This window comes from Arthrobacter saudimassiliensis, assembly GCF_059090665.1.
Map to the genome: position 1 here is coordinate 27,423 of NZ_JBNHFX010000003.1, position 14,096 is coordinate 41,518.

Genomic DNA, 14,096 nt, shown 5'->3' on the forward strand with positions numbered 1-14,096 from the left:
AAAGTCAGGGCCGGGCGCAGGCGGCCTGCAGGACCGCGTTGACAATCGGGAAATCCGCGGGAATCCAGTCGAGTTCGATGAGCTGGGCGCGCCGCAGCGGCACCCAGCGCAGCTCGTCGTGGTCCTGCAGCGGCCGGGCCTCACCGGACCGGATCTCCGCCAGCCAGACCCGCATGGCCGCCTTCGGGTTCAGCAGCCAGCCGGCCGCCGTCGGCCCGGGCGCCTCGGGGCCCAGCACGACGTCGACCCCCAGCTCCTCGCGCAGTTCGCGTTCCAGGGCGGCCTCGCACTCCTCCCCCGGCTCCACCTTGCCGCCGGGGAACTCCCACAGGCCGGCCAGCGTCGGCGGAGCGCTGCGGCGGGCCGCCAGCATCATGGTCGGCTCGGCAAGGGAGTCAACAATGGCGGCGCCCACCACCTGGATGAGGTCGGTCGGATCGGCGGGCCGGGTGTGAGAGGCATCGGAGGGCATCCGAGAAGTCTACGCGGGGCGGCAGGGGCCTCCGAAGCCGCGGAGCCGTCCCCGGGCGGAGGGACGGGCACGTCTTCAGGACCCTGCCCGCCTCGGCCGGGTGCCGATGAGCACGGTCGCTTCCCGGGCAGCGCAGCGGGTGATCCGGGCACTCAGGCCCGCCGCCTGCAGCATCGCTCGGACCGTTGACGCCTGCTGCCCTCCGCATTCGAGCAGCAGCTGACCCCCCGGGGCAAGCCAGCCCGCCCCCTCGGCCACCAGCCGCCTGATCACGGCCAGGCCGTCCGGGCCGCCGTCGTGCGTGAGGGCCGGTTCATATCCGCGCGCCTCCCGCGGCAGGGTGGGCAGGCGGGCCGTGGGAACGTAGGGGGCGTTGGCGACGGCGACATCGACGCGGCCGCGAAGCCCGTCCGGCAGGGCCTGCCACAGGTCGCCCGGCAGGACGACGGCGGCGGGAAGGTTCCGGCGCGCGCTGGCCACGGCGGCGGGAAGGATGTCCACCGCGTGGACCGAGGCAAGACACCCGGGAGCAGCGCCGGCCATGGCCGCCATGGTGACCGCGCCGGTCCCGCAGCACAGCTCCACGAGGTTCGCGCCGGTCCGCCCCGCCAGCGCCCGCACCGCGCCTTCTGCCAGGAACTCACTGCGCCGCCGCGGCACGAACACCCCGGGCGCCACGGCCGGCCGCAGGCCGAGGAAGGCGCACCAGCCCAGGATGTGCTCCAGCGGTTCACCACCGGCACGGCGGTCCAGCATTGCCTCAAGCTCAGCTCCGGTCGCCGCTTCGCCGGCCAGCAACCGGGCTTCCTCTTCGGCAAAGACACAACCGGCACGCCGCAGCCGGGCCGTCAGGGACGCCGGATCCAGGTTCTCCACCCTGACACAGCTACCCGGGCCGGGCGTGCAGCACAAGGTCACGAGCCCTTTGGTGCCGCTTCCAGGCCGCCGTCGAAGCTGCAGGCTCCGTCCGGCACCGGTTCCGTCCGGTCGGCACGCCTCCGCTAGGCTGGTTCATGCAGCGACGGCAGCGGAGCCGCACTGTCCTCCCCTTCCCCTGACGGTGCCCGGCCCTGCCCTGCCCGCAGGGCCGCCGACCGTGAAAGAAGCCATGTCCCGCCCTGCACCGACCTTGCCCCGCCCCGCATCCTCTCCGGCCGGCGTCCGCCTTGCCATCTTCGCCCTGGCCGTCGGCGGGTTCGCCATCGGCACCACGGAGTTTGCCATCATGGGCCTGCTGCAGGAGATGGTGGCCGACCTCGGGGTATCGGTCCCCGAAGGCGGCGCCGTGATCTCCGCCTACGCCCTGGGCGTCGTCGTCGGCGCGCCGCTGCTGGCCGCTCTTGGGGCCCGCCTGCCCCGGAAGAGCCTGGCCGTGGGGCTCATGATGCTGTTCACCCTCGGCAACCTGTCCTCGTTCTTCGCGCCGGACTACGGCTGGCTGCTGGTCACCCGGTTCATCTCCGGGCTCCCGCACGGGGCGTTCTTCGGGGTCGCGGCCGTCATCGCTGCTTCCCTGGTGATTCCCACCAAACGTGCCCAGGCCATCTCGATGGTGATGCTGGGCCTGAGCATCGCCAACGTCATCGGCGTTCCCGCCGCCACCTGGCTGGGACAGACCGCCGGCTGGCGCTGGATGTTCGTGGTGGTCGCCGTGCTTGGCGCGCTCACCGTCGTGCTCACCGCGCGCAGGATTCCCTACGAGGCGGCGCATCCGGACGCGAGCATCCGCCGCGAGCTCGGGGCGCTGCGCCGGGTCCAGGTCTGGCTGGCCCTGCTGATCGGCACCGTCGGCTTCGGCGGCTTCTTCGCCGTCTACACCTACATCTCCCCCACCATGACGGACCTGGCCGGCTTCCCGACGTCGGTGCTTCCGCTCATCGTGGGCCTCTACGGCGTCGGCCAGGTGGCGGGCAACGTGATCGGCGGCTGGGTTGCCGACCGCAACGTGCTGGGCAGCATCTACGCCATCCTGGCCGCGACGGTGATCATCCTGCTCGGCTATGCGTGGCTGGTGCAGTACCGGATCCCCGCGCTGGTCTTCGTCTTCCTGGTCGGGCTGATCGGATCCATGCTGGTGCCCCCGCTGCAGACCCGGCTGCTGGATGTCTCCCCCGGAGCGCAGTCGCTGGCCTCGTCGCTGAACCACGCGGCCCTGAACATGGCCAACGCGCTGGGTGCGTTCGTGGGCGGCGTCGTCATTGCCTGGGGCTGGGGATACCGGTCACCGGCGCTGGTGGGAGCCGGCCTGGCGGTCATGGGCCTGGCCGTGGCGCTGTTCAGCGGACTGCTGGAGCGCCGCCGGTCACGCGCCCCCGAAGCGGCGGGGCAGGCGGCGGCTGAAGGGCCGTCCGCCCGCTGAACGTCCGCGGGGCGGGGCGGGCCTCAGGCTTGTGGCAGCGCCGGGGGTGAATCCACCGAAGCGGCACCCGACGGCGGGTGCCGGGCGGGCGCTAGCGCCGCTGAGCGCGGGCTGAGGCGTAGAGGCACACGGTTGCGGCGGTACCCACGTTGAGGCTTTCCGCCTCGCCGTATATGGGTACGGCGACGCGGTGGTCCGCGGCTGCCAACTCGGCGTCGGACAGGCCCTGGGCCTCGTTGCCGAACAGCCAGGCGGTGGCGTCCTCAAGCCGGGGACCCGGGGCCGGCGCGGTGCCGGCCGGATCCGCGGTGCCGGCGTTGGGTCCGGAGCCGGCGTCACCGGGCACGAGCCGGCGGAGCGCGGCTTCGTCCTGCAGGACGTCGAGGTCGGCGCTGCCGTAACCGTCAGCGGCCAGAAGGGTGATGCCGCGCCCGCGCAGCTGCACGGCCAGGTCGTCAAAGTCCTGGCCGGTGATCACCGGAAGGTGGAACAGGGAGCCGGCGGTGGACCGCACGGCCTTGGGATTGTGGATGTCGACGCTGCTGCGCGTGAGCACGACGGCGTCCGCGCCGGCGGAGTCGGCCGCGCGGAGGATGGTGCCGGCATTGCCCGGGTCCCGCACTTCGCACAGGACGGCGATCAGGCGGGCACCGGCGTCGAGCACGTCCTCGAGCCGCGGCGCAGGGATGTGGCAGACCGCCACGATGCCCTGCGGGTTGACGGTATCGGCCATGGCGGCGAGGACCTCGTCGGTGGCCAGGCGCAGCGGCACGCCGCGCGCCAGGTCCTCCAGTTCGGGCAGCCGGTCCAGGCAGGCCCCGGTCGCGTAGACCTGGGCGACGACGGCCGGGCCGCCGGCGGCCACGGCCGCGCGGTGCGCGGACAGCGCCTCGCGGACGGCCTGCGGCCCTTCGGCCAGGAAGGTGCCGGTCTTTAAGCGCGACGGGCGCCCGGCAAGCCGCGCCACCTCCTTCACCCGGTCAGCCCGGGGGTTGGAAAGCAGCGGAGCCTGCGGGCGCCCGTCGATGCTCATGCGTTCGAGGACTTAGCCCTGGAACTTCTGGCGGGCTTCGCCGCCTGCCGGCTCCAGGCCGGCGGCCTTGGCGGCCTCAACGGAGTTGAACCAGTACTCGGCAACGGTCTGCTCGTACCAGGTGGAGCCCGGAACGTGGTACTTGCCGGTGGCGGCACCCTTGATGACGTAGCCCTCGGGAGCCTCGCCCTCGGAGGCCTTGAAGCCGGCGTCAGCAGCGGGAGCGGCAGCGGTCTTCGGAGCCGGTGCGGCGACGGCAGCAGCGGCGGCCGGAGCGGCCTTGGCCGAGGTGTCGGCGGGCAGGGCGTCCTTGGCAACCTGGACCAGGGTGGCGAAAGCGTTGGCGTCGTTGACGGCCAGCTCTGCCAGCATGCGGCGGTCGACCTCGACCTCAGCGGCCTTCAGGCCCTGGATCAGGCGGTTGTAGGTCAGGCCGTTGGCGCGGGAGGCAGCGTTGATGCGCTGGATCCACAGGCGGCGGAAGTCACCCTTGCGCTTGCGGCGGTCGTTGTAGCTGTACACGTACGAGTGCAGCAGCTGCTCCTTGGCCTTACGGACCAGGCGCGAACGCTGGCCCCGGTAGCCCTTGGCGCGCTCAAGAATTACCCGGCGCTTCTTCTGGGCGTTGATCGCCCGCTTCACACGTGCCACGTGCGTACTCCTTATCTGCTGTTCCCGGACCTCTCACGGCAGGGCCGCGGGCGGGAACGAATGGTGATTAGTGGGTGGCGGCTTCCGCCGCCGAAGGAAGAAGGGCTTACTTGCCCAGCATCTTCTTGATGACCTTGGCGTCCGCCGGGGCGACGATCTGGTCGGAGGCCAGGCGGCGGGTCAGGGTGCTGGACTTGTGCTCCAGGTAGTGACGGCGGTTGGCCTGCTGGCGCTTGAGCTTGCCGGAACCGGTGAGCTTGAAACGCTTCTTGGCGCCGCTGTGGGTCTTCATCTTCGGCATGGGAACCGATCTCCTTAATGGTTTCCGCGGCGGACCGCGGGGCTTTGAACGCCCTGGGAGGGGCGTCAGGGTTTACTGAACTGCCAGGCTGGGCCGGCGGAGCAGCGCGGGTGTTACTCCGCGGCGTCCGGCTTGCTCTGGCTGCGCGGGGCGGGTCGGCCACCGGGCTTGGGTGCGCCCTGCGGCTTGGGGCGCGGGGCCGGCTTCATGGCCGTAGGCTTGGGCATCGCGGTGGGCTTCGGAGCCGGCATCGGCTTCGGAGCGGGTGCCGGGGCCGCGTCCGCCGCCGGCCGCGGGGCCGGAGCAGCCTTCGGCGCTGCCGCGCGGGGAGCCGGCGCCTTCGCGGCGGACTCGGTCCGCGCGGCGCTGGTGGTGCTCCGCTCGGCTTCGGTCCGTGCCGGTGCCTGCGCCGCCGCGGGTGCCTGGGCCGGGGCCGAGGCTGCGGGACGCTGCGGCGCTTCGCCGCTGCCGGTGCCCAGGCGCAGGCCGCCCGGGATCAGGTCGGCCAGGCTCTGCGTCATGGGAGCTTCGGCACCGGAGGTGTCGACGCGGGACGCGCGGCCGCTCTTGGCCTCTTCCTTCTGGGCAGTACGACGGGCTTCGGCCTTGGCCTCCGCCTTGTTCTTCAGCGGTCCGATCACCATGACCATGTTGCGTCCGTCGATGCGCGGAGCGGACTCCACGACGCCGACCTCGGCCACGTCATCGGCGAACTTCTGGAGCAGCCGGATGCCCATTTCGGGGCGCTGCTGCTCACGGCCGCGGAACTGGATCATGGCCTTGACCTTGTCCCCGGCGGCGAGGAAGCGGATCGCGTGGCCGCGCTTCGTCTCGTAGTCGTGGGTGTCGATCTTGAGGCGGAACCGGATTTCCTTCAGCACCGTGTTGGTCTGGTTCTTCCGGGCCTCACGGGCCTTGACGGCGGCTTCGTACTTGTACTTGCCGTAGTCCATTAGTTTGCAAACCGGCGGCTTGGCCTGCGGCGCCACCTCGACAAGATCCAGATCGGACTCGGCTGCAAGGCGCAGGGCGTCTTCAATACGCACCACTCCCACCTGTTCGCCGGCCGGCCCTACCAGCCGCACCTCGGGGACGCGGATGCGATCATTGATTCTTGGCTCGCTAATGTTTCAGCTCCTGTTTGTCTGGGTACGGCAGCCGCCTGCAAATGAAGAAGGCCTCCAAATTGCACGCGCAATCGGAGGCCTCTGATCGGCTGCGCCGTCCCTGACGGTGCCTACCCGCGGCGCTTCAAAGGCGAACGCTGGTTCGCCGTGACGCTGGCCGCAGGGCCGACCTGAACCCGGCAACTCCGGCCGAAACGGCTCGGGCTGACGCGGGTGGGAGGAGTCTCCGCTTGCAAACCGGCCGCCGGTCTCCGATGCCCGCAGGGGCACCCGAAAATACCGACGATCGGCTGGTCTGTGACAAGCTTACCAGTATGAGTACCCCACAGAGCAATCCGGCAGGCGGATCCTCCCGCCATGCCTTCCCCGAAACCTCGGAGCCGGCCGGCGATGCAGCCCGCGAAGCCGCCGAGCAGGCAGCGGCTGAGCGCGCCGTCGCCGAGCAGATGCGCGACATCGCCGAGGTGGCCGCCGTCGAAGTCATCACCACCACCGCCGTCCACCTCATGAGCGCGGCGGCCGTCAAGTGCGGCCTGGCCGAAGGCCCGGACGCCGAAGAGCTCAAGGACCTCGACGAGGCCCGCAAGCTGATCACCGCGCTGGCCGGCTTGGTCACCGCCGCGGCACCCGAGATCGGCAGCCAGCACGCCGGCCCGTTGCGTGACGGCCTGCGCTCCCTCCAGCTGGCCTTCCGCGAAGCCTCGGTCATCCAGGATGCTCCGGGCAAGGGCCCGGGCGAGAAGTTCACCGGCCCGGTCAACTGACCCGCTTCACCGTTCCGGCATCCGCTGCCGCCGCCCGCCGGGCGGCGGCAGCGCTGCTTAACCCAGGTGACCGGCCCCGCGTCGGCTAGCGCACGGCGGCGGCCCGACGGTGCACGACGGCGCGCACCGTCAGCACCAGGCAGCCCATGAGGACCACCAGGCCGCCGGCGAAGGAAAAGCCGGCCCACGGGCCGATCGCGTCGATCGCCAGGCCGGTGGCCGGGGCGCCCAGGGCGGTGCCCGAGGTGAGCGCGGAGCCGTACCAGCCCATGGCCTCTCCACGGCGCTCCTCGGAGACCAGGTCCGCCACCCGCTCCGACGCGGAGGAGAGCACCGGGGCGCAGAGCAGCCCGGGAGCAATCGAGAGCAGCGCCAGGCTGAGCGTGTCGGTGGCGAAGGACATCGGAATGGTGAGCACCGCCATCGCCAGCAGCAGCAGCATGGGCGGAATCCGGCGGTTCATGGCGCCGTAGAGGATGCCGCCGATCGCCGAGGCGGCGCACCAGCAGGCGAAGACGAGCCCGAGCTGGCCGGAGTGCCCGGTGCCTTCGAGCAGGGCCACGATCCCGACGTCGGTCGCCGACAGGAGCAGCCCGGCGCCCGCCGCCACCGTGAAGACCACGACGACGCTGACGGTCACCCAGGACAGGCCCGCCGGCAGCGCGGATCGGACCCGGCCGCGAAGGCCCGGACGCCGTTCGCCGCTCAGCGCCAGCTCCGCGCTGGCCTCCCCGATCGACGCGGGGGCGGAGGCGACGACGGCGGCCGCGGCGGCGTCCTGGTCGTCGGCCTCCTCCACCGCGGTCATTGCCGCCGGACTGCGGGTGGGCGGGTTGAACCACATCAGCAGCAGGCCCGCCGCAGCGGTGCAGAGTCCCACGAGGGTCAGGCCGAGGGCGGAGGAGACCTGGGTGGCGATGACCGCGCCCAGCGCCGGACCCATCATGAAGACCAGCTCCGTGGCGATCGAGTCCACGGCGAACGCCGTGCGCCGCTGCTCCCCTTCGGCCAGCACCCCGAGGGCCTGCCGCACCACGGAGAACACCGGCAGCGTGAACAGGCCGCCCACCAGGGCCAGCACCAGCACCCACTGGTAGCTCACGTGCGGCACGACGGACCAGATCACGGCTTCGGAGATGACCGAGGGGATCAGGGCCCGGCGCAGGCCGACGGTGTCCACCCGCCGTCCGCGCCACGGCGCTCCCACGGCGATGCCGATGGTGACCAGGGCCGCGACGACGCCGGCTTCGGCGTAGCCGCGGTCCATCGTCATGACGATGTGCAGGGTCAGCAGCACGCCGGCCGCTGAGTGCGGGAAGCGGGCGATCATTCCCACCAGGAGGACCCAGCGGATCGGGGCATGGCGCAGCAGCTGCCCATACAGTTTGAAGTTCACGGCACGTCTTTCCTGGCGGCACTGCCGCCTGGGGTCAGCGCGTGAGTTTCAGTTCGAGTGAATCAACGCGCTCAACGAAATCGGGATGGGAGGCCAGCCGCTGCTGGAGCGTTCCGGCGATGCTGCGCACCGCGTCCGCGTCCAGGCCGGGCGTGAGCCGGAGGATCAGCCTCAGCTCGGGCCCGCTGCCGCCGCCCGGGATTACTGTACCCGCTGCCGTGCGGCTCGCCGTTCCGGGGCCCGCCGTGAGGCGGACGTCCAGCACGGCCGGCTCCTCCGCGGCCAGCGCGCCCACTGTTTCGGCGAGCTGCGGGTCCGCGTACGACGGCGTCCACGGCTTCTGCTGCGCCAGGGCCCAGAGCGCCGGGCGGCGGACGACGAAGGTCACATCCCCGCCCGGATCCAGCACCATCAGCTGCGCCTCTTCGGACACGGCGGACAGCGCGGCGCGGGCCGTGTACGCGGCGACCGGCCGGGCTTCGGGGTGCCAGCGCTGCAGCGCGTCCACGGAGGTGAAGGCCGGAAGGGCCTTGCGACCGTCCGGTGCGGTGAGGGTCACCAGCGCCATGTCGGCCTGCTTGTCGGAGGTCAGGCCGTCGTGGCCCTCGGCCTCCTCGCCGAGCGTGGCGACGATGGGCACGAACAGCCGCGCGGTGGCCAGCGCCGCGACCACCGCAGCTTCCGAGCCGGTGCCGGCGGCGAGGTCGGCGACGGCGGCCAGGTAGCCGGCGTCGGCGGCGCCGTCGTCCTGGTCGAAGTTGTGCAGCGGGTTCCCGTCGCCGCTGAGGTCGCGCCCCGACCAGGGCTGGCCGGCGGAGTCCGTCGGCCCGCCGGCTGCGGCCAGGGCGGCGGCAATGTGTCCGGGCAGGGCGCGCTCAGCCATGGCCTAGGCCTGGCTCCGCGAACGGCCGGCGACGTCGAGCGCCTGCGGCAGGGTGAAGGCGCCGGCGTAGAGCGCCTTGCCGACGATGGCGCCTTCCAGGCCCAGGGGAACGAGCTCGCGCAGGGCGGCGAGGTCGTCGAGGTTGGAGATGCCGCCGCTGGCGACGACGGGGCGTTCGGTGCGCTGCAGCACCTCACGGAGCAGTTCGAGGTTGGGGCCGCGCAGGGTGCCGTCCTTGGTGACGTCGGTGACCACGTAGCGGGAGCAGCCGGCGTCCTCCAGGCGGGCCAGGACCTCCCACAGGTCGCCGCCGTCGCGGGTCCAGCCGCGGGCGGCCAGGGTGGTGCCGCGGACGTCGAGGCCGACGGCGATCGCGTCCCCGTAGCGGGCGATGGCGCTGGCGGTCCAGCTGGGGTTCTCCAGGGCGGCGGTGCCCAGGTTCACGCGGCGGGCGCCGAGCTCGAGGGCCTTCTCCAGGGACTCGTCGTCGCGGATGCCGCCGGAAAGCTCCACCTTGATGTCCAGCTTCTCCACCACGCGCTTGAGCAGCGGCAGGTTGGAGCCGCGGCCGAAGGCTGCATCCAGATCCACCAGGTGGACCCATTCCGCGCCGTCGTTCTGCCAGGCCATGGCCGCGTCCAGCGGGTCGCCGTAGCTGGTCTCGCTGCCGGCCTCGCCCTGGACCAGGCGCACGGCCTGCCCGTCGGCGACGTCGACGGCGGGCAGCAGTTCGAGGATGGGGGTGTCGGAAAGGCTCATCGTTCTCTTTCGATACGGTGCCGGCGGCCCGGAGGGTGCCCGGCGGGGTGGTTGGCGGACCCGGCGGTCAGGCGAGGTCGAGGGTCAGGAAGTAGGCGGCCAGCAGGGCCATGCCGGCCAGCACCCAGAAGCTGATTGATATGAGCTTGGAAAAGCCCTGGGCGCGGAAGGAAATGGCGCCGCCGATCAGCAGCCCGGCCAGGCCCATCAGGATGATGCTCCACATGGCGTCAGCCCAGCGTCTTGATCCAGTTGTCCAGCAGGGCAGCCCCGGCGTCGCCGGACTTCTCCGGATGGAACTGGGTGGCGGACAGCGGCCCGTTTTCCACGGCGGCGACAAACGGGCCGCCGTGCTCGGACCAGGTGACCAGCGGCGGGCGCATGGCCGGCTGGGTGACGTCGAAGTCCCACTTCTGCACCCCGTAGCTGTGCACGAAGTAGAACCGTTCGTCCTCGATGCCGGCGAACAGCTTGGACCCTTCGGGCACCGTGACGTTGTTCCAGCCCATGTGCGGCACGACGTCGGCGGCGAGCCGCTCGACCGTGCCCGGCCACTCCCCCATGCCCGGGGTGCGGACCCCGTGCTCCACGCCTTCCTCGAAGAGGACCTGCAGGCCCACGCAGATGCCCAGGACGGGCCGGCCTCCGGCGACGCGGCGGCCGATCATCCGGATGCCGTCGACGTCCTTCAGGCCCTGCATCACCGCGGCGAACGCCCCGACGCCTGGAACGACGAGCCCGTCGGCGTTCAGGACGTCGTCGGGCTTGGCGCTGAGCGTGACGTTCGCGCCGGTGCGCTCCAGGGCGCGGACGGCGGAGTGGATGTTCCCGGATCCGTAGTCCAGGACGGTGACGTTGCGGGTGCTCACAGCGCGCCCTTGGTGGAGGGGATGCCCTCGACCCGCGGATCAGGCTCGACGGCGGCGCGCAGGGCGCGCGCGAAGGCCTTGAACTGGGCTTCGACGATGTGGTGCGGGTCGCGGCCGCCGAGCACGGTCATGTGCAGGCAGATCTGTGCGTGGAGGGTGATCGCCTCGAACACGTGGCGGGTCAGCGAGCCGGTGAAGTGGCCGCCGATCAGGTGGTACTCCTGCCCTGCGGGCTCGCCGGAGTGCACCAGGTAGGGGCGGCCGGAGATGTCGACGACGGCGTTCGCCAGCGCCTCGTCGAGTGGGACGGTGGCCTCGCCGAAGCGGCGGATGCCGGCCTTGGTGCCGAGCGCCCGGCGCAGGGCCTCGCCCAGGGTGATGGCGACGTCCTCAACGGTGTGGTGGACGTCGATGTGGGTGTCCCCGGTGGCCTGGACCGTGAGGTCGATCAGGGAGTGCTTGGCCAGTGCCGTGAGCATGTGGTCGTAGAACGGCACGGACGTGCTGATGTTGGAGCGGCCGGTGCCGTCCAGGTCCAGCTCCACGACGACCGACGACTCGCTGGTGCTGCGTTCGAGCCGGGCGGTGCGTCCGGTGGTGGTCTCCACGGTCATGAAAGTCCTTCGAAGTCGGTAGGGGCTGAGAACCAGTCTAGTGCGCGGCGCGGACGCCGGACCGGCCGGCGTCGTCCTGGGCAAGCAGGGCACGCAGGGCGTCGAGGAAGGCGGTGGTTTCCGCTTCGGTTCCGGCGGTGACGCGCAGGTGGCCGGGAATGCCGACGTCGCGGATCAGCACTCCGGCCTCCAGCAGTCCCTGCCAGATGCGGTGCGGCTCGGCCAGGCCGCCGAAGAAGACGAAGTTGGAGTCGGACGGGGCGGGCGTGAGCCCCAGCGCCGTCAGTTCGTCGACGATGCGGTCGCGCTGTCCCTTGATGTCCTCGACGTTGGCCAGCAGCGCATCTGCATGGGCGAGGGCGGCGTTGGCGGTGGCCTGGGTCAGGGCCGAGAGGTGGTAGGGCAGGCGGACCAGGCGCAGCGCGTCGGTGATTTCCGGCGCTGCGGCCAGGTAGCCGATGCGGGCGCCGGCGAGGGCGAAGGCCTTGCTCATGGTGCGCGAGACGATCAGCCGTTCGCGCCCGGGCAGCAGTTCCAGCGCGCTGGGCGTGCCCGTGTGGGAGAACTCCGCGTAGGCCTCGTCGACGATCACGATGGCGTTGCTTGCCCGGCCCGCCTCGTAGACGGCTTCGACGACGTCCAGGCCCAGCGCCGTGCCGGTCGGGTTGTTCGGCGAACAGAGGAAGACAATGTTCGGCGCGGCGTCACGGACCTGCCCGGCCGCCGACTCGGCGGAGAGGGTGAAGTCTTCGGTGCGCTTCCCGGACAGGTAGGTGGTGCCGGTGCCGCTGGCCAGCAGCGGGTACATGGAATACGTGGGCGGGAAGCTCATGGCGGTCCGGCCCGGTCCGCCGAAGGCCTGGAGGATCTGCTGCAGGACCTCGTTGGAGCCGTTCGCCGCCCAGATGTTGTCGCGGCTCAGTCCGTGGCCCAGATAAGCGGCCAGGCGGTCCCGCAGTTCGGTGAACTCGCGGTCGGGGTACCGGTTGAGGCCCACCGCTGCTTCGGAGACGGCGGCCACGATGGCGTCGCGCACATGTGCGGGCAGGCCGTGGGTGTTCTCATTGACGTTCAGCAGGACGGGTACTTCCAGCTGCGGAGCGCCGTAGGGCGAAAGGCCGCGGAGATCGTCGCGGAGCGGAAGGCGGTTGAGTTTGTCCAGCTGTTCAGTCACCCGTCCAGCTTAAGTCCGCAGGCACTGCTGGGGAGAATCCCGGGGCGGGGGGTTACGGCCCTGCGGCTGCAGCGGCTCACGCGCCGCAGGCCCCGGGGGCAGAAGCAGCGGCAGGTACAGGGGCAGGTGCAGGCGGTGGTCCGGCCGCTCAGCGCGAGACCGGGACGTAAAGCTGCGCGCCGGCCGGGATGGTGGCTTCCTGCAGGTTGTTCAGCTCCATGATGTCGGCGACGACGGCGCGCGGGTCACGGTCCGGGACGTATCGGTCCGCCAGCCCCCACAGCGACTCACCGGTTTCCACGCTGACCTGCAGCGTGTGGGCGGCCGGATCCTGTGTCTCGCTGCCGGCGATCGCGGGGGCGGTGAAGAAGGCGGCCAGGAAGATCAGGGCTGCGGTGACCAGCATGAGCGGCAGGCCCACCAGGACCAGGCGGCCGCGGCGGGTGAGGCGCAGCGGGGACGCGGGACCCGAAGCGGAGGACGGGGTGGCGGACGCGGCGGACAGGCCGGGCTGAAGTGCGAGTGACATGGTTTTCCTTTCCGAACCGCGGGGCCCATCAGGCTCGGGCGGTGCGGTTTCGAAGCTTGTTTCGAAAGTCCGCTCGGATTAAGAGCAGCTTCTTTCGAATCTTTGTTCGATCAGCTGGATCCTTTCTAGCACCTGTCTACGAACGTTGTCGAGACTCGCTCGAACAAATGTTTGAAAACAGGGGGCTGCTCCCCTAGCGTTGTGAGCAGCACCGGAAGCTGACAGAAGCGAGTCCATCACCCGCCTCTGACAAAACCGCCGGGAGCCCGGGCGGCACCGCCGTCCGTACGCACGAAAAACGCGGCCGGATGCACCGGCCGCCGGCCTGAAGGGAAGCGCCGTGGCACGCAGGACTGTAAGCGGAGGCACCGATGCCTCCACCTCCGGGCGCCCGGCCAAGGGCCTGACTCCCCGCCAGCAGAGGATCCTGGAGACCATCCAGCGGTCCGTCAGCAGCAACGGCTACCCGCCGTCCATGCGCGAGATCGGTGACACCGTGGGGCTGGCCAGCCTCTCGAGCGTGACCCACCAGCTCGGCCAGCTGGAAAAGCTCGGCTACATCCGGCGTGACCCCAAACGGCCCCGGGCCATGGAGATCCTCACACCGCTGATGCTTCGGGACGCCGAGCCTTCAGCCCCGGCCGCCCCGGCGGCAGCCCCCGCACCGTCCGGCGGCGCGGCGGAGGCGGGCAACGTCACCCCGCTGCGGACGGACACCGCGCTGGATACCGCCATGGTCCCGCTGGTCGGCCGCATTGCCGCCGGCGGTCCGATCCTCGCGGACCAGCAGGTTGAGGACATGGTTCCGCTGCCCCGCCAGCTGGTGGGCCACGGTGAGCTGTTCATGCTGCGGGTCTCCGGCGACTCCATGGTCGACGCCGCCATCTGCGACGGCGACTGGGTGGTGGTCCGCCGCCAGCCGACCGCGGAGAACGGCGACATCGTGGCCGCGCTGCTCGATGACGAAGCCACGGTGAAAACCTTCCGCCAGCGCGAAGGCCACACCTGGCTGCTGCCGCAGAACACCCGCTACGAGCCGATTCCGGGCGACCACGCCACGATCATGGGCAAGGTTGTCTCCGTGATGCGGTCGCTCTAGGCACCCGCTCCTCCCGCTCCGCCCTCGACCCTGGCGCCGGCTTCGGCGCCGCGGTCGGGGGCGTTT

General features: G+C 71.3%; 17 protein-coding genes. 3 read left to right on the forward strand and 14 right to left on the reverse strand.

Translation table 11 applies throughout. From position 1 onward, the window contains the following. Positions 1-4: 4 nt before the first annotated feature. Together AC5RV6_RS11355 and AC5RV6_RS11360 are read right to left on the reverse strand one after the other, a co-directional pair. The gene (locus AC5RV6_RS11355) at positions 5-472 is read right to left on the reverse strand and encodes a (deoxy)nucleoside triphosphate pyrophosphohydrolase (protein ID WP_494007437.1); all 468 of its coding nucleotides are present in this window, start codon (positions 470-472) and stop codon (positions 5-7) included. Between the two features lie 75 nt (positions 473-547). After that, positions 548-1,348 (reverse strand): putative protein N(5)-glutamine methyltransferase, encoded by an 801-nt coding sequence (locus AC5RV6_RS11360; RefSeq protein ID WP_494007438.1) that lies wholly within the window; start codon positions 1,346-1,348, stop codon positions 548-550. Positions 1,349-1,580: 232 nt separating this feature from the next. Between AC5RV6_RS11360 and AC5RV6_RS11365 the strand changes: the two genes are divergently transcribed. Continuing rightward, positions 1,581-2,831, forward strand: a complete 1,251-nt coding sequence (locus AC5RV6_RS11365) for an MFS transporter (protein WP_494007439.1) — start codon at positions 1,581-1,583, stop codon at positions 2,829-2,831. 91 nt (positions 2,832-2,922) lie between these two features. Here AC5RV6_RS11365 and AC5RV6_RS11370 read toward each other — a convergent pair whose 3' ends face one another. The 4 genes from AC5RV6_RS11370 to infC form a co-directional block, all read right to left on the reverse strand. Further along, entirely contained in the window at positions 2,923-3,864 is a 942-nt protein-coding gene (locus AC5RV6_RS11370; protein ID WP_494007440.1) for a TrmH family RNA methyltransferase, read from the reverse strand. A 12-nt stretch (positions 3,865-3,876) separates the two neighbouring features. Beyond that, positions 3,877-4,515, reverse strand: coding sequence for a 50S ribosomal protein L20, sunset domain variant (rplT, locus tag AC5RV6_RS11375; protein ID WP_494007441.1), 639 nt, complete (start codon positions 4,513-4,515; stop codon positions 3,877-3,879). A gap of 106 nt (positions 4,516-4,621) precedes the next feature. Continuing rightward, complete coding sequence (gene rpmI, locus AC5RV6_RS11380) at positions 4,622-4,816, reverse strand: 50S ribosomal protein L35 (RefSeq protein ID WP_494007442.1); 195 nt, start codon at positions 4,814-4,816, stop codon at positions 4,622-4,624. A gap of 113 nt (positions 4,817-4,929) precedes the next feature. Further along, complete coding sequence (gene infC / locus AC5RV6_RS11385) at positions 4,930-5,943, reverse strand: translation initiation factor IF-3 (RefSeq protein ID WP_494008073.1); 1,014 nt, start codon at positions 5,941-5,943, stop codon at positions 4,930-4,932. A 314-nt stretch (positions 5,944-6,257) separates the two neighbouring features. Between infC and AC5RV6_RS11390 the strand changes: the two genes are divergently transcribed. Next, on the forward strand, positions 6,258-6,707 hold the full coding sequence (locus tag AC5RV6_RS11390) for a DUF1844 domain-containing protein (protein ID WP_494007443.1): 450 nt from the start codon (positions 6,258-6,260) through the stop codon (positions 6,705-6,707). Positions 6,708-6,792: 85 nt separating this feature from the next. Here AC5RV6_RS11390 and AC5RV6_RS11395 read toward each other — a convergent pair whose 3' ends face one another. From AC5RV6_RS11395 to AC5RV6_RS11430, 8 genes are all read right to left on the reverse strand, one after another. After that, positions 6,793-8,103, reverse strand: coding sequence for an MFS transporter (locus AC5RV6_RS11395; RefSeq protein WP_494007444.1), 1,311 nt, complete (start codon positions 8,101-8,103; stop codon positions 6,793-6,795). A gap of 34 nt (positions 8,104-8,137) precedes the next feature. Continuing rightward, on the reverse strand, positions 8,138-8,986 hold the full coding sequence (locus AC5RV6_RS11400) for an SseB family protein (protein ID WP_494007445.1): 849 nt from the start codon (positions 8,984-8,986) through the stop codon (positions 8,138-8,140). Between the two features lie 3 nt (positions 8,987-8,989). Next, positions 8,990-9,745, reverse strand: coding sequence for a bifunctional 1-(5-phosphoribosyl)-5-((5-phosphoribosylamino)methylideneamino)imidazole-4-carboxamide isomerase/phosphoribosylanthranilate isomerase PriA (gene priA / locus AC5RV6_RS11405; protein ID WP_494007446.1), 756 nt, complete (start codon positions 9,743-9,745; stop codon positions 8,990-8,992). 67 nt (positions 9,746-9,812) lie between these two features. Beyond that, positions 9,813-9,971, reverse strand: coding sequence for a hypothetical protein (locus tag AC5RV6_RS11410; RefSeq protein WP_494007447.1), 159 nt, complete (start codon positions 9,969-9,971; stop codon positions 9,813-9,815). A 4-nt stretch (positions 9,972-9,975) separates the two neighbouring features. Beyond that, positions 9,976-10,614 carry an imidazole glycerol phosphate synthase subunit HisH gene (gene hisH, locus AC5RV6_RS11415; protein WP_494007448.1) on the reverse strand — a complete coding sequence of 213 codons (639 nt, stop codon included), beginning with the start codon at positions 10,612-10,614 and terminating at the stop codon, positions 9,976-9,978. Then, entirely contained in the window at positions 10,611-11,228 is a 618-nt protein-coding gene (gene hisB, locus AC5RV6_RS11420) for an imidazoleglycerol-phosphate dehydratase HisB (protein ID WP_494007449.1), read from the reverse strand. Before hisB ends, hisH begins: the two co-directional genes overlap by 4 nt. A 37-nt stretch (positions 11,229-11,265) precedes the next feature. Continuing rightward, positions 11,266-12,402, reverse strand: a complete 1,137-nt coding sequence (locus AC5RV6_RS11425; RefSeq protein WP_494007450.1) for a histidinol-phosphate transaminase — start codon at positions 12,400-12,402, stop codon at positions 11,266-11,268. A 148-nt stretch (positions 12,403-12,550) separates the two neighbouring features. After that, positions 12,551-12,931 carry a LysM peptidoglycan-binding domain-containing protein gene (locus tag AC5RV6_RS11430; protein WP_494007451.1) on the reverse strand — a complete coding sequence of 127 codons (381 nt, stop codon included), beginning with the start codon at positions 12,929-12,931 and terminating at the stop codon, positions 12,551-12,553. Between the two features lie 340 nt (positions 12,932-13,271). Between AC5RV6_RS11430 and lexA the strand changes: the two genes are divergently transcribed. Further along, positions 13,272-14,030, forward strand: a complete 759-nt coding sequence (gene lexA / locus AC5RV6_RS11435; RefSeq protein WP_494007452.1) for a transcriptional repressor LexA — start codon at positions 13,272-13,274, stop codon at positions 14,028-14,030. Positions 14,031-14,096: the final 66 nt, after the last annotated feature.

Excerpts from the sequence above, each read along its gene's own strand:
- AC5RV6_RS11430 (WP_494007451.1), bottom strand. The coding sequence starts at position 12,931 with ATGTCACTCGCACTTCAGCCCGGCCTGTCCGCCGCGTCCGCCACCCCG.
- AC5RV6_RS11370 (WP_494007440.1), bottom strand. The coding sequence starts at position 3,864 with ATGAGCATCGACGGGCGCCCGCAGGCTCCGCTGCTTTCCAACCCCCGG.
- hisB (WP_494007449.1), bottom strand. The coding sequence starts at position 11,228 with ATGACCGTGGAGACCACCACCGGACGCACCGCCCGGCTCGAACGCAGC.
- rpmI (WP_494007442.1), bottom strand. The coding sequence starts at position 4,816 with ATGCCGAAGATGAAGACCCACAGCGGCGCCAAGAAGCGTTTCAAGCTC.
- AC5RV6_RS11400 (WP_494007445.1), bottom strand. The coding sequence starts at position 8,986 with ATGGCTGAGCGCGCCCTGCCCGGACACATTGCCGCCGCCCTGGCCGCA.
- AC5RV6_RS11365 (WP_494007439.1), top strand. The coding sequence starts at position 1,581 with ATGTCCCGCCCTGCACCGACCTTGCCCCGCCCCGCATCCTCTCCGGCC.
- AC5RV6_RS11355 (WP_494007437.1), bottom strand. The coding sequence starts at position 472 with ATGCCCTCCGATGCCTCTCACACCCGGCCCGCCGATCCGACCGACCTC.
- AC5RV6_RS11410 (WP_494007447.1), bottom strand. The coding sequence starts at position 9,971 with ATGTGGAGCATCATCCTGATGGGCCTGGCCGGGCTGCTGATCGGCGGC.
- AC5RV6_RS11390 (WP_494007443.1), top strand. The coding sequence starts at position 6,258 with ATGAGTACCCCACAGAGCAATCCGGCAGGCGGATCCTCCCGCCATGCC.
- priA (WP_494007446.1), bottom strand. The coding sequence starts at position 9,745 with ATGAGCCTTTCCGACACCCCCATCCTCGAACTGCTGCCCGCCGTCGAC.